Here is a 12,457-nt window from a genome sequence, read left to right on the forward strand (position 1 = left end):
TAAAGACAATGAGTACAGAAAATAAAACAACCACCCAATCAAACTCCCCCTTCAGGGGGCCGGGGGGTAAAATATTAATAATAGACAATTACGATTCGTTTACCTATAACCTGGTGCATCTGGTTAACGAGATAGGGCTGGAATGCGAGGTTTGGCGTAACGACCAGTTTAAGCTGGAGGACGTTGAGGCGTTTGATTATATTATTCTTTCGCCGGGACCGGGCATACCGTCTGAAGCGGGTTTATTGCTGCAGGTGATTGAAAAGTATTCGCCTACAAAAAGTATTTTTGGCGTGTGCCTTGGTCAGCAGGCCATTGCCGAAGCATTTGGTGGCAGTTTGTACAACCTTACCCAGCCTATGCACGGCATTGCAACGCCTATAAAGGTGACCGACGAGCAGGAAAAACTGTTTATCGGCCTGCCCGAAAGCTTTAAGGTGGGGCGCTACCACTCGTGGGTGGTAAGTGAAAAAGGCCTGCCGGATGTGCTCACTATTACCGCTATCGATGAAAAAGATAATTCAGTGATGGCGCTGCGGCATAAGCAGTATGACGTGCGGGGCGTGCAGTTTCACCCCGAATCGATATTAACGGAACACGGCAAAGAAATGTTAAAAAACTGGTTAGGCTTATGACAATACTTGACAAGATAGTTGCTAACAAAAAGCGTGAAGTTGCTGCTGCGAAGGCTAAGGTATCATACACCCAGTTGGAAGAGTCGGAGTATTTTCACCGGGAAACATATTCGTTCAAAGAGTTCTTGCTTGATGAGAACCGTACCGGCATTATAGCGGAGTTTAAGCGTAAGTCGCCCTCAAAAGGTATTATAAACGACCAGGTGACTGTAAAGGAAGTAACCACCGCTTATGCTGATGCAGGTGCTTCAGCATTATCAGTATTGACTGACCGCAACTTTTTTATGGGCCGCAAAGCCGACCTGATACGGGCACGTCAACTGAATACAATACCAGTACTGCGGAAAGATTTTATGATTGATGAGTACCAGGTGATAGAGGCGAAAGCGTTAGGCGCAGATATTATCCTGCTGATAGCAGCTATATTGACACCTGACGAGATAAAAAAATTAGCCTCGTTGGCAAAAAGCCTTGGCCTGAACGTGCTGCTTGAAGTACACAACCTTGAAGAACTGCAGCGCAGTATCGATCCGAACCTTGATGCCATTGGTGTAAACAACCGCAATCTGGCTGATTTCACTGTGTCAGTACAAACGTCGTTTGACCTTGCAGAGCATATACCTGATGAATTCCTGAAAATATCAGAAAGCGCCATCAGCAATACCAATGTTATTAAGGAACTGAAAAAGGCAGGTTTTAGCGGATTCTTAATAGGTGAAAACTTTATGCGCCAGGAAGACCCGGGCGCTGCCATGCGCGAGTTTGTTAAAGACTTGCGAGGATGACCAGGTTTATCGAAACAAAACAGCCCGTGGCAAAACCCACGGGCTGTTTTGTTATAAAATGTTATACCTCTTTTTAGTTAGTGCCTTGCGGTTTTGGCTGTTCCTTGCGTGGGATCATATCCTTACGCTGAGCGGTATGGTACACAAACGACGCGACTATAGTAGCGGCTTGTTTCAGGTCGTCTTCTATCAGGCGGTCGTAGGTGTCCTGGTTGGTGTGGTGTGTACGGGTGCCGTACTCGAGAGGGTCCTGTATAAACTGGAAGCCCGGTATGCCCACGGCGTCGAACGCCAGGTGGTCGGTCCCACCGGTATTGCTGATGGTAAGGGTATTGGCGCCAAGGTCTTTAAACGGGGCAAGCCACGCGCTGAACACCGGCCCGGCGGCTGAATCACCCTGCAAATAAATACCGCGTATTTTACCGGTACCATTATCCAGGTTATAATATGCCGATACCTTGCCCTGCTCAGGTTTTAACTGCATGGTTTTCGGGTCGCCAAAGTGGTTAAGCACATAGTTACGCGAGCCATGCAAGCCTTGCTCTTCCGAACTCCACAAAGCAATACGGATGGTACGTTTGGGTTTAAAGCCAACGGCCTTCAAAATGCGTACTGCTTCCATCATTACCGCGCTGCCCGCAGCGTTATCAGTGGCTCCGGTTGCCGCATGCCACGAATCGAGGTGACCACCAAGCATTACTACCTGCTCTTTCAGCTTTTTATCAGTACCCGGTATTTCGGCCACTACGTTATAACCCTGCAAATCGGCAGTAAAAAATTCGGTTTTTATGTCGGCTTCAATTTCCACTTTCTGTCCGGCTTTCAGTAGGCGCACAATACGCAGGTAGTCTTCCCCACTGGTTTCCAGTTCCAGAGCTACAACTTTTGCGGTATCAGCATACGAAGCGCCGTTAGTGGTAAACACCGTACCATCCGTACCGCGGGCCATGCTAAGTATCAGGCCTACATTTTCATCTTTTAAAAAAGCGTTGATTGCATTACGCAAAGCCCTTGCTTTTAAAGCGGCAACCATACGCGGGTTTTGCATATTGTTGGCGTTTGGCGTGCGCCGGGCCTGTGGCTTTTCTGCTGCCATTTTATTTAGCGAGCTGTCGGCATAACGCTCAGCATCGGCCTCAAAGCCCGGCTTTAAAGTGTTTTTTGTATCGAATATTACTACTTTACCTTGCAGCTTGCCTTTATATTTATCAAGGTCGGTAATGGTATCAGCCTTAATTAATATCACTTCGCTTTTAATAGCGCCATTGGTACCGGGTGTCCATGCTTTTGGGATAGCTATCAGCGCATGATAATATGGTACGGTAATGGCGGCATAGTTCTTTTGTACTTCCCAGCCTTTACCGAATTTACCCCAGGGCTCGTTTTTTGCATTTACCAGCCCCCATTTGGTTAGCTGTGAAACCGCCCAGTTTTGCGCGCGTTTTAAACCCGGAGAACCAGCCAAACGCGGGCCTGACACATCTGTCAGGTAAAAAGCGGTTTCCATAACTTTTGAGTTGTTAAGCCCTTCCTGCCGTATTTTTCGTATCATGGCAGTATCAACAGGCTCCTGCGCGAACGTAGCAGTAGCTGCGCCTGTAAGCAACAGGCATGTGATGAGTAGTTTTGATTTCATATGTTGTGAGTGTCAGTTAAAAACCAAATCTATTCATTTTTAGGTTGAACAACCACTAACAAAGTTGTTACAGGTGATTGGTATTGGTGTATATTTGGGTACGTCTAAGTCATCAATCATGTTACAAAAAGCCATACCTATACTTGCTTATCTTAACGCCGAGGAAACTATTAAGTATTATACCGAAAAGCTGGGCTTTACCTGTATCAACACCTATCCGGCGTACCTGATCTTCGGGCGCGACACTATAGTTATACACCTGTGGCTGTGCGACGATCCTGAAATACCGAAAGCGACAGGTTGCTACGTACTGGTGACGGATATCGACGACCTGTATAAAGAATACCAGCAGCAGGATATCATCCATCCAAATGCACCTTTAAAGGATACGCCATGGGGTATGCGCCAGTTTTCTGTTTTAGATAACAGCGGCAATATCTTCAACTTCGGGCAGCAGATATAAGTAGCTTAATTTATCAGCAGCTTATAACCGCGGCCATGTACGTTGATAATTTCCACGTTCGGGTCGTCTTTCAAATACTTGCGTATTTTACTTAAAAACACGTCCATGCTGCGGCCGTTAAAGTAGTTGTCGTCGTGCCAGATGTTCAGCAGCGCTTCTTCACGGGTAAGCACCTCGTTTTTACGCATGCATAACAAGCGCAGCAGTTCGGCCTCTTTGGTAGATAATTTTTGCTGTTGACCGTTTATGGAGATCAATTGCGCCTGGTAGTCAAAATCATATTTTCCTATGGCGAAACGGGTTTGCTGTTCTTCGGCTTTCTTTTCGCTGTTCTCACTACGGCGAAGCAGGGCATTTATGCGCAGCAACAGTTCTTCAATACGGAATGGCTTGGTAATATAATCGTCGCCGCCAAGGTTAAAGGCCTGTGTTTTATCCTCTATCATGCCCTTCGCGGTAGCAAAAATAATAGGCACCTGCGCGTTTATCTTACGGATGTCTTTACCCAATGTGAAACCGTCTTTCTTTGGCATCATCACATCAAGTATCACAAGGTCAAAAGGTTGTTTGGTAAAGCCTCGCAGGCCTTCGTCGCCGTCTTTACACAGCACTACATCAAACTTACCTTTTAACTGTAAGTAATCCTGAAGCAGTAAGCCCAGGTTAGGATCATCCTCAACAAGCAATATTTTTTTCATGTGATATGTTAGTCCGGAAGACGGTAAAGTCCGAATGTCCGGAAGTGTATGATCATGTAAGCAAAAAATCTTTCTGTCTTTACTGACTTCCGGACTTTCCGACTCAAGTTACGCCAGCGGAAACTTCAGTTCAAATTCCGAGCCTTTGTCTTTTTCTGATTTAACGCCTATGGTTCCGTTAAGTTTCTTAACAATAGTATTGGCATAGCTAAGGCCCAGGCCAAAACCCTTAACATCGTGCAGGTTACCGGTTGGTATGCGGTAAAACTGCTCAAATATTTTCGACTGCTGGTCGCGGCTCATGCCTATGCCTTTATCAGCCACCCTTATCAGCAACTGGTTATTTTTATTCAGCGTGCTGATGGTTATATCCGGCGCGTCGGTACTGTACTTTATGGCATTATCAATCAGATTATACAGCACGTTCGAAAAATGCAGCTCATCAGCAATAATTATCGCGTTTTCAGCATCAAGGTTAAGCGTGGTTTTGGCATCATGCTTTTGCAGTTTAAGCGACATGCTGTCAAGCACCAGGGTTATCATATCGTTCACGTCAACCTTTTTGGTGTCAAGCTTGAAGTCGTTCTTTTCCAGGCGGGCAATGTTCAATACCCTTTCAATATGGCTGCCAAGGCGAACGTTCTCTTCATAAATAATATTTGCCAGGCGCGAAATACGGCTTTTGTCCTGTGTTACCTCATCATCCTTTAATGCCTCGCTGGCTATCATAATGGTTGATACCGGTGTTTTAAATTCGTGGGTCATGTTATTGATGAAGTCTATCTTCATTTCAGATATCTTCTTTTGCTTCAGAATAGTGAAAATGGTATAACCAAAGCAGAAAACAAGTACCAGCAACAACCCGGCGGTAGTGGCCATGCTGGCGCCCATACGGCCGATAATTAACGATGTTTTTTGAGGGAACGCAATCCTGATCTTACCCGGGTCGTTTATCACCTCATTACTGAAAATTGGCGTTTGATAAGTATTCGCTTCTATAAATACGGGCTTTTCACCCTTGTCAACGGCATTTGAGAATATCAGCGAATCGTTATTTGCGGTAAGTACCTCGTAACTGAAAGGCAGGTAAATACCCTTGCTATGCAGCTCGAACCGCAGCAGCGAATCTATCCAGAAACGGTTTACGCGCTTGTACAGCGGCTCGTTCACCTTGCTGTATTCCTGTGCCAGGTTTTCAAAAACCGTAACCTGTTTAACTTTTGAGGCTTCCTTTGGCTTGGTTGCTTTCTCCGGAAGGCTTCCCAGCGAATCCATTTCAAGCAGTTTTTTTACACGCGCTATCTGCTTTTCTTTTTCTACGCGTTCCTGCTGTTGCTGCCATAAAGGGTTGATACGCGGAACAATAATTATCTGCTGCCCGAACTGCGGATCCATATAGGCATAGCGCAGCGTGTCATATTTTCGAATTTTTTTAGGTCGTTTCCAGGCATTGGCGTCTTTTCTAACCACTTCAGGAATTACGCGGCTGTGTACCTCACCATATTCGTCGGTAAACTCCTCGAAACGCAAACGTAAATTATAGCCGTCTTCCAGTTCCTGCTGTTTGCGCTGAAATTTAAGGCGCTGCAGGCTGTCCATCAATAATGCCCGTTTTTGCTTATCAAGCACCTGGCGCTTTTGAGGCTTTACTTTCACAATAGCGGGATTAGGTATCAGATGGTCTATAGTAGTAACCTCATCGGTTTGTGATTTAATATGCACATACCGGCGCTGTGCCTTAGCGTTTAAAAAGTTCACCGCGTCTTGCTTGGCTACCTTGCTGGCTACGTTGTTAAGTGCCTCGTTTACCGAGCGGTCAAACAGCTCGCTTTGCATTTGGTATGACTGCCTAAGGAAATACAATTGCATAGCCATTACCCCCAGCAGCGCCAAACTCATCAAAACTATTATAAGGGTTATGCTTCTTTTCTTCATCCGTTCAACAAAATTATTTAAATAACCGCCCTGTTAACATCCTTTAACAAATTTTAACAAATAATTGCAAGTGTTTAACATCTTGGTATTTAGCTGCCTGGTAATTTTGCTTATCAAACGCTTAAATCATAAAACCATCATGAAAAAATTACTATTAAAACCGGGCTTTGAAAGCATTTTTGCTTTAAGCATCGTAGCCATTATAGGCTTGCCGCCACTGGTACTGGCACAGGATAAAGAAAAGAAAGATAATTATGTTAAAAAACGTATTGAGATACGCATTAAAGACGGAGATACGGTTGTCAACGGCAAAAACATAAAGGAACTTAAAGGTAAAGAGAAGGATGATGCCCTGGCTATGTTTGAGCCGGGTAATGAAGTAAGGGTTTTTACTCAAAGGCAACCCCGCATAACTTTTGAGCGCCGTAAAGACGCTAAAGGCGACGTAATTATCAAACGTAACTTTGAAGCAGAGCCGCAGTTTTTCGCCTTTGATGACTTTAATAACGACAGCCTGCACAAGGATGTCAGGATAAAAATCGATAAATTCAGGGGTCAACCGGGTTTTGAATATAATTTCGATAATTTCCACGGACCTGACGTTCGTTCATTTAAGTTCGATGGTTTCGGCCAGCGTAATACACAAAGCTTTAACTATACCAATACTGACGACGAAGGCATCAGCACGCATATTAGCTTCCGCGTAAGCGACGCTTCCACTGAAAAAACAAAAGCCATTGCCGGTGTTGAAAAGGCTGAACTGGACCTGAACAGCATCACTCTGGTACCGGAATTTTTAACCGGAAAAACAACCTTATCATTCAATCTTACCGCAAAAGGCAGTGCCGATGTGCAGCTAAAAGACAGCCAGGGAAAAGCGCTTTGGAGTGATAAGGCATCATCAGGCAACTTCAGCAAAGCATTCACCCTGCCCATGAACGGTGTTTACTACCTGCAGGTAAAACAAGGCAGCAACGTAGCGCTGAAAAGAATAGTTAAGGAAGACTAAGCCCGATAATTTACTCAATATATATGTCTGCAGCGGTGGGTGTAATGCCTGCCGCTTTTTTTTGGTCATATTATATTATTGATTTAATGTTTTATTTGTATTATCAATTATGAAAAAGCCATCAAAAGACGCAATTCCGGTTTCAGTATTGAGAGACACTACTGTGGTCGCTGATTTTGAGGGTTTAAATGGAGAAGGAAAGATACTATACTTAACTCCTAAATGTGTTCTCATTGGATTAGATGGCATCCCTCACACATTATTTGTTACTTCTAATTTTTATCCAAAGAACTTGTTAGAAGAAATTGGACAAGATTTATTTGAAGTAAGGCAATTAATTTTACAACCCACTTTTTCTAATATTTCTTCCGGTGAAGCAGGATATGGCAGCATTCCTGATTGGATAACTAATTTAAAAAAAGTAGAACTGATAAAATTTGCGTATATCAACTTAGATGAGCTTTGGCTTTTAAGAGATTTACCTGTTAAGCAAATGGTATTAAATAACATAAAGTTTAGTGAGACAGATTTATTTATAAAATCCGTAAACCTGTTTCATTTTCTCGACGGTATCACTTATGATGACTCGATTAGTAAAGAAATAATAAGTAGAGTTATGCTACGCAAATCCGGCGTAAAATTTTCTTATAAAACCGATTAAGTATTAGCGGTCACAAAAAAAGCGATAGTTTCCTATCGCTTTTTCAAATATCACAATTGTCTAAATAAATTAGAACGGAAGATCGTCTTCGTCTGGTGCCGAGCTAAGGTCAACCGGTGGAGCGTATTCAGGAGTTGAGCTTGCGCCAGCACCGCTCAGCACGTTTATGCGCCACAGTTGCAGCGAGTTAAAGTAGCTTTTTTTGCCTGATTTATCAGTCCACGGGCGGCCGCGAAGGTTGAAAAATACTTCAACATCGTCACCTACCTTAACGTTGTCAAGCAGGTTGCAGCGGTCTTGTATAGCTTCAAATTTTAAATATTCAGGGTATTGCGGGTTCTCAATATATTCAACTATAAGTTCCCTTTTCTTAAGCGAATCGGTAACCTGCTGGGTCGGCGAAACTTCGTGTACTTTACCTTTAATGTCCATAAATCAAATATTAAAATGTAAAGTTAATGCTAACAAATTAAAATACAGGTGTATTTAATTGTTTATTTTCGCCAATTATTATGGAAGTTTTCCACACAGATAGCAAGATCGTAATTACTTGCAACAAGAGGCTGTCGCCATACCTGCAGCGTGAGGTTGAAGAGCTTGGATTTACCCCAACGCGTGTTTTTCAAACCGGTGTTGAACTGCAGGGAACGGTTACCGATTGTATTCCGCTGAACCTGAATTTGCGCTGTGCCAGCCAGGTGCTGTACTCGCTAAAAAGCTTTACTGCTGCCAATCCCGATGAGCTGTACAACCAACTGGTTGAGATAGAATGGGAGAAGCTGATCGACTTTACCGGTTATTTTTCAGTAACCTCAAACGTAAATAACGAGCATATCCGTACGCCGCTGTTTGCCAATGTAAAGGTGAAGGATGCCATTGTCGACAGGATAAAAAAGGTAAAGGATATCAGGCCGAACTCGGGCGCCGATGTAAATAAAACCGTTGTACATTTGTACTGGCAGGACGACCGTGCCGAGATATTTATGGATACCTCAGGCGAAACACTGGCCAAGCACAGTTACCGTAAGATACCGGGCAAGGCGCCCATGCTCGAAGCGCTTGCTGCTTCTACCATTATGGCTACAGGATGGGACAGGAAAAGCCCGTTCATTAACCCGATGTGTGGCTCGGGTACGCTTGCTATTGAAGCCGCATTACTGGCTACCAACAAGGCGCCGGGACTGTTCAGGATGAATTATGCATTTATGCATATTTTAGGGTATGATGAGCAGGTGTTTTTTATCGAACGCCGTAAACTGAAGGATAAAGCTGAAAAGCAGATAGATTTCAAAATCATAGCTACCGACCTTTCTGCCGACGCGGTTGACATCGCCCAAAAGAACGCTAAAACCGCCGGTGTAGAACATTTGATAGAGTTTAACGTTTGTGATTTTGCGGATACCGAAGTGCCTGCCGGTCCGGGTGTGATTATGTTTAACCCCGAGTATGGCGAACGGTTGGGTACACATACCAAGCTTGAGGCCACCTATCGCCGTATGGGCGACTTTATGAAGCAGGAATGTAAGGGTTATAAAGGGTATATTTTTACCGGTAATCCTGATCTTGCCAAAAAAATTGGACTGAAAGCCGCACGCAAAATTGAATTTTACAACGGAAAACTCGACTGCCGCCTGCTTGAATACGAATTGTATGAAGGCACCCGCCGCGAGCCAAAATCAGACGAATAAAATAAATGAAAAAAGCAGTATTTACTTTGGGGCTGGTGATATTCACCATGACTGCTATGGCCCAGCAGCACCTGGCGTTCCCGTTTCAGGGTGGAAGCGCTGTGTTAACTAAGTTTTTCAAAGACAGCCTTATAGTATCCCCCGAAATAGTGAAGAAAAAAGCAGTCGGTACGGCCATTTTTAAATTTACTGCCGATGATAAGGGAAATATCAGCAAGATCATTGTGTATTATGCTGATGACGCTGTTCTTGTGGTGCCTATCATCAATGCGCTGCGCAAAACTAACCGCAAATGGATCATTCCCGACAGGCAAAAGCTGCACGATTTTATCCTGCCATTCTCAATAGGCTTTAATGCGCCGGCAAAAGCAACCGACGTTAACCAGCGCGATCTGTATGATTATACGCTGAAACGTAAGCCCATCGTGGCATATGATCAGGTTCCGCTTGACGAGGCCACTTTGTTGCCTGCCATAACGGTTAAATATAATATTGAATAATAGATAGCAATAATATTTAATCGGCTCTTTATAGGTTGATTTTTAATAAATTATTTAAATAATTCACTTAAAATTAACATATCAAAATCCAACTGTAATATTTTCTCGTTAATTGGGTAATACGAGAGAATAGATATATGAAGGACGCATTGAGTGTGAAAATAAAAAGTGTAGCTGCCAATATCAGGAAGATTCGTGAAGAGAAGAACTATACGCAGGAGTACCTGGCTGCCAAGCTTAAAATTTCACAGAACGCTTATAGCAAGATTGAATTAGGTTACACCAAGATAACCTTGGAAAGGCTTTTCCAGATAGCCGAAGTACTTGAAACAGGTGCTATTGAATTGATTGGCGAAGCATTGCCCGAGCACGTATAGGCTTTTGCCTTATATTTGCCTGATGTTAACTACTCAGCAGGCAGAAATAATTGATAAAACCCTACAATTTGTTAAACAGGAACTTCATCAGGCCGAAGCCGGGCACGACTGGTGGCATATATACCGCGTGTGGAACAACGCTAAGCTGATAGCTGAAAGCGAGCACGCCGACCAGTTTGTGGTTGAACTTGCCGCCTTGCTGCATGACATTGCGGACGCCAAATTTCATAACGGCGACGAAGAGGCTGGTCCGCGGGTTGCAGGGGCGTGGCTGCGCGGCTTAAGTGTTGATGAGGCAGTTATTGAACATGTACAGCATATTATCAGGCACATGTCGTTCAAGGCAGGTTTTGGTGATCAGGTATTTACCTCGCATGAAATGCTGATTGTGCAGGATGCCGACAGGCTCGACGCTATCGGTGCCATAGGTATAGCACGGGCATTCAGTTATGGTGGCTACAAAGGCAGACCGTTTTATGATCCTGAGATTAAGCCAAACCTGAACATGACCAAGGAGCAGTATAAGAATTCTACCGCGCCTACCATCAATCACTTTTACGAAAAACTGCTGCTGTTGAAAGATAAAATGAATACCGCCGCCGGTAAACAACTTGCCGGGCAGCGACACCGGTATATGGAAGGCTTTCTTGAGCAGTTTTATATGGAATGGGGTGAATAAAAAGGTCATGCTGAACTTGTTTCAGCATCTCTCCCGGAAAGCAAAAACTTGTCCTGAGAGATCCCGAAGCAAGTTCGGGATGACATGGTGGTCATGCTGAACTTGTTTCAGCATCTCTCCTGGAAATTAATAACCTGTCCTGTGAGATCCTGAAACAAGTTCAGCATGACTTGTATTACTAAGCTACAACTCCTTACGCATTACAAAATCATTCATAAAATAAGGGCCGATAGGGATATCTTCTTCGTAAATCACTTTAAAGCCCATTTTGTCATATAAACCTTTTGCTTTGTTATAGCGATTCACGTTAAGGTCGAGCGCAGAAAAGCCTGCAGCTTTAACACGTTTTTCAACTTCCGCTATTAGTGCACGGCCATAGCCTTTACCCTGCATGGCAGGCAGGCAGTATAGTTTATGCAGTTTATAAACAGTCGGATTATCCTCGCGTGGTGAAAAAGCGGCAAAGCCAACCGGTACATTATCCTCTATAAGCAGTAGATATGTTTGCTTGTTATAGGCTATTTGTTCGGCCAGCTTTTCGGTCGAATAAATATCGGCCAGCATAAACTTTATTTGTTCGGCCTCCAGTATGGGCGAATAAGTCGGCCACCATGTTTCTTCGGCAAGCTGCCGTATGGTTTCTGCGTCGTTAATATTCGCTTCTCTTATAAAATACATCGTTACAGGCCTTGTCCAACAGCAAAGTAATCTTCCAGCTCGGCCAGGGTTGATGAATTTGTGGCAATATCTTTTATAATAACACCTTTTTCCATCAGCAGGATACGGTCGCTCACATCAGTAATGTGGTTCAAATCGTGGCTTGAAACAATGGTTGTGGTGCCGCTTGTTTTATTGATGTCTTTCAGCAGGTTTTTCAGGCGTATTTGTGTACTTGGGTCGATATTGGCAAAAGGCTCATCAAGCATCAGCAGCTCAGGCTTGTGCAGCAGGCAGGCAGCCACGCCTACTTTTGCCTGGTTACCTTTTGATAGGTCGCGGATATATTTGCCGCGTTCAAGTATCTCACCGTTGAAAAACTCTTTCAGGGAAAGCAGGTGCTCATCTACCTGCGCTTTGTTCAGGCCATACAGTCCGCCGATAAAATATAAGTACTCTTCGGGAGTAAGGTAATCTATCAAAAAGCCTTCATCAAGGTAAGCGGCAGTGTAGCTCTTCCAGTGCTCGTGCCCGGCTACTACTTCGCCTTTTGATAAGATCTCGCCTTTATCAGGGCGGATCAAATCCAGTATCATCCTGAAAAGCGTGGTTTTACCAGCTCCATTATTGCCTACCAGGCCAATGGTTTCGCCTTTCTTTATTTCAAGATGCGGTACGTTTACAACGGTTTTCCCGGCGTATATCTTTACAATGTCTCTTACTTCTATCATGGT

At 44.0% G+C, this 12,457-nt stretch carries 15 protein-coding genes; 9 read left to right on the forward strand and 6 right to left on the reverse strand.

Annotated features, from left to right (window positions below; all coding sequences use genetic code 11):
- Positions 1-8: 8 nt before the first annotated feature.
- A complete protein-coding gene (locus tag EOD41_RS07180) occupies positions 9-635 on the forward strand; it encodes an anthranilate synthase component II (RefSeq protein ID WP_127704102.1) in 627 nt (208 codons plus the stop codon).
- The gene (gene trpC / locus EOD41_RS07185) at positions 632-1,420 is read left to right on the forward strand and encodes an indole-3-glycerol phosphate synthase TrpC (protein WP_127704103.1); all 789 of its coding nucleotides are present in this window, start codon (positions 632-634) and stop codon (positions 1,418-1,420) included. The genes EOD41_RS07180 and trpC overlap by 4 nt, the downstream gene beginning before the upstream one ends.
- Positions 1,421-1,493: 73 nt before the next feature.
- Here the strand turns inward: trpC and EOD41_RS07190 are convergent, their stop codons facing one another.
- Positions 1,494-3,056 (reverse strand): M28 family metallopeptidase, encoded by a 1,563-nt coding sequence (locus EOD41_RS07190; RefSeq protein ID WP_127704104.1) that lies wholly within the window; start codon positions 3,054-3,056, stop codon positions 1,494-1,496.
- Between the two features lie 118 nt (positions 3,057-3,174).
- Here EOD41_RS07190 and EOD41_RS07195 point away from each other — a divergent pair, with 118 nt between their 5' ends.
- Positions 3,175-3,519: a bleomycin resistance protein gene (locus EOD41_RS07195; RefSeq protein ID WP_127704105.1), complete on the forward strand. Its 345-nt coding sequence runs from the start codon at positions 3,175-3,177 to the stop codon at positions 3,517-3,519.
- Between the two features lie 5 nt (positions 3,520-3,524).
- On the opposite strand, the gene EOD41_RS07200 is transcribed toward EOD41_RS07195, so the two are convergent.
- Both EOD41_RS07200 and EOD41_RS07205 read right to left on the reverse strand, forming a co-directional pair.
- The gene (locus EOD41_RS07200; protein WP_127704106.1) at positions 3,525-4,217 is read right to left on the reverse strand and encodes a response regulator transcription factor; all 693 of its coding nucleotides are present in this window, start codon (positions 4,215-4,217) and stop codon (positions 3,525-3,527) included.
- 108 nt (positions 4,218-4,325) lie between these two features.
- Positions 4,326-6,152 (reverse strand): sensor histidine kinase, encoded by a 1,827-nt coding sequence (locus EOD41_RS07205; RefSeq protein WP_240663240.1) that lies wholly within the window; start codon positions 6,150-6,152, stop codon positions 4,326-4,328.
- 139 nt (positions 6,153-6,291) lie between these two features.
- Between EOD41_RS07205 and EOD41_RS07210 the strand changes: the two genes are divergently transcribed.
- Together EOD41_RS07210 and EOD41_RS07215 are read left to right on the forward strand one after the other, a co-directional pair.
- Positions 6,292-7,161 carry a T9SS type A sorting domain-containing protein gene (locus tag EOD41_RS07210; RefSeq protein ID WP_127704107.1) on the forward strand — a complete coding sequence of 290 codons (870 nt, stop codon included), beginning with the start codon at positions 6,292-6,294 and terminating at the stop codon, positions 7,159-7,161.
- Between the two features lie 109 nt (positions 7,162-7,270).
- Positions 7,271-7,822 (forward strand): hypothetical protein, encoded by a 552-nt coding sequence (locus EOD41_RS07215; protein WP_127704108.1) that lies wholly within the window; start codon positions 7,271-7,273, stop codon positions 7,820-7,822.
- Positions 7,823-7,891: 69 nt separating this feature from the next.
- Here the strand turns inward: EOD41_RS07215 and EOD41_RS07220 are convergent, their stop codons facing one another.
- Positions 7,892-8,254, reverse strand: coding sequence for a DUF3127 domain-containing protein (locus tag EOD41_RS07220; RefSeq protein ID WP_127704109.1), 363 nt, complete (start codon positions 8,252-8,254; stop codon positions 7,892-7,894).
- Positions 8,255-8,334: 80 nt separating this feature from the next.
- Between EOD41_RS07220 and EOD41_RS07225 the strand changes: the two genes are divergently transcribed.
- The 4 genes from EOD41_RS07225 (at position 8,335) to EOD41_RS07240 (ending at position 11,066) form a co-directional block, all read left to right on the forward strand.
- Entirely contained in the window at positions 8,335-9,510 is a 1,176-nt protein-coding gene (locus EOD41_RS07225; protein WP_127704110.1) for a THUMP domain-containing class I SAM-dependent RNA methyltransferase, read from the forward strand.
- A 5-nt stretch (positions 9,511-9,515) separates the two neighbouring features.
- A complete protein-coding gene (locus EOD41_RS07230) occupies positions 9,516-10,010 on the forward strand; it encodes a hypothetical protein (RefSeq protein ID WP_127704111.1) in 495 nt (164 codons plus the stop codon).
- A 137-nt stretch (positions 10,011-10,147) separates the two neighbouring features.
- Entirely contained in the window at positions 10,148-10,387 is a 240-nt protein-coding gene (locus EOD41_RS07235) for a helix-turn-helix domain-containing protein (protein ID WP_127704112.1), read from the forward strand.
- A 22-nt stretch (positions 10,388-10,409) separates the two neighbouring features.
- The gene (locus EOD41_RS07240; RefSeq protein WP_127704113.1) at positions 10,410-11,066 is read left to right on the forward strand and encodes an HD domain-containing protein; all 657 of its coding nucleotides are present in this window, start codon (positions 10,410-10,412) and stop codon (positions 11,064-11,066) included.
- A 183-nt stretch (positions 11,067-11,249) separates the two neighbouring features.
- On the opposite strand, the gene EOD41_RS07245 is transcribed toward EOD41_RS07240, so the two are convergent.
- A complete protein-coding gene (locus EOD41_RS07245; protein WP_127704114.1) occupies positions 11,250-11,744 on the reverse strand; it encodes a GNAT family N-acetyltransferase in 495 nt (164 codons plus the stop codon).
- Positions 11,745-11,746: 2 nt separating this feature from the next.
- Entirely contained in the window at positions 11,747-12,454 is a 708-nt protein-coding gene (locus EOD41_RS07250) for an ABC transporter ATP-binding protein (protein ID WP_127704115.1), read from the reverse strand.
- Positions 12,455-12,457 lie beyond the last annotated feature (3 nt).

This window comes from Mucilaginibacter limnophilus (genome assembly GCF_004005815.1).
Lineage (GTDB): Bacteria > Bacteroidota > Bacteroidia > Sphingobacteriales > Sphingobacteriaceae > Mucilaginibacter > Mucilaginibacter limnophilus.

What these genes read in the sequence shown, in the direction of transcription:
- EOD41_RS07180 (WP_127704102.1), top strand. Translation starts at nt 9, where the DNA reads ATGAGTACAGAAAATAAAACAACCACCCAATCAAACTCCCCCTTCAGG.
- trpC (WP_127704103.1), top strand. Translation starts at nt 632, where the DNA reads ATGACAATACTTGACAAGATAGTTGCTAACAAAAAGCGTGAAGTTGCT.
- EOD41_RS07190 (WP_127704104.1), bottom strand. Translation starts at nt 3,056, where the DNA reads ATGAAATCAAAACTACTCATCACATGCCTGTTGCTTACAGGCGCAGCT.
- EOD41_RS07195 (WP_127704105.1), top strand. Translation starts at nt 3,175, where the DNA reads ATGTTACAAAAAGCCATACCTATACTTGCTTATCTTAACGCCGAGGAA.
- EOD41_RS07200 (WP_127704106.1), bottom strand. Translation starts at nt 4,217, where the DNA reads ATGAAAAAAATATTGCTTGTTGAGGATGATCCTAACCTGGGCTTACTG.
- EOD41_RS07205 (WP_240663240.1), bottom strand. Translation starts at nt 6,152, where the DNA reads ATGAAGAAAAGAAGCATAACCCTTATAATAGTTTTGATGAGTTTGGCG.
- EOD41_RS07210 (WP_127704107.1), top strand. Translation starts at nt 6,292, where the DNA reads ATGAAAAAATTACTATTAAAACCGGGCTTTGAAAGCATTTTTGCTTTA.
- EOD41_RS07215 (WP_127704108.1), top strand. Translation starts at nt 7,271, where the DNA reads ATGAAAAAGCCATCAAAAGACGCAATTCCGGTTTCAGTATTGAGAGAC.
- EOD41_RS07220 (WP_127704109.1), bottom strand. Translation starts at nt 8,254, where the DNA reads ATGGACATTAAAGGTAAAGTACACGAAGTTTCGCCGACCCAGCAGGTT.
- EOD41_RS07225 (WP_127704110.1), top strand. Translation starts at nt 8,335, where the DNA reads ATGGAAGTTTTCCACACAGATAGCAAGATCGTAATTACTTGCAACAAG.
- EOD41_RS07230 (WP_127704111.1), top strand. Translation starts at nt 9,516, where the DNA reads ATGAAAAAAGCAGTATTTACTTTGGGGCTGGTGATATTCACCATGACT.
- EOD41_RS07235 (WP_127704112.1), top strand. Translation starts at nt 10,148, where the DNA reads ATGAAGGACGCATTGAGTGTGAAAATAAAAAGTGTAGCTGCCAATATC.
- EOD41_RS07240 (WP_127704113.1), top strand. Translation starts at nt 10,410, where the DNA reads ATGTTAACTACTCAGCAGGCAGAAATAATTGATAAAACCCTACAATTT.
- EOD41_RS07245 (WP_127704114.1), bottom strand. Translation starts at nt 11,744, where the DNA reads ATGTATTTTATAAGAGAAGCGAATATTAACGACGCAGAAACCATACGG.
- EOD41_RS07250 (WP_127704115.1), bottom strand. Translation starts at nt 12,454, where the DNA reads ATGATAGAAGTAAGAGACATTGTAAAGATATACGCCGGGAAAACCGTT.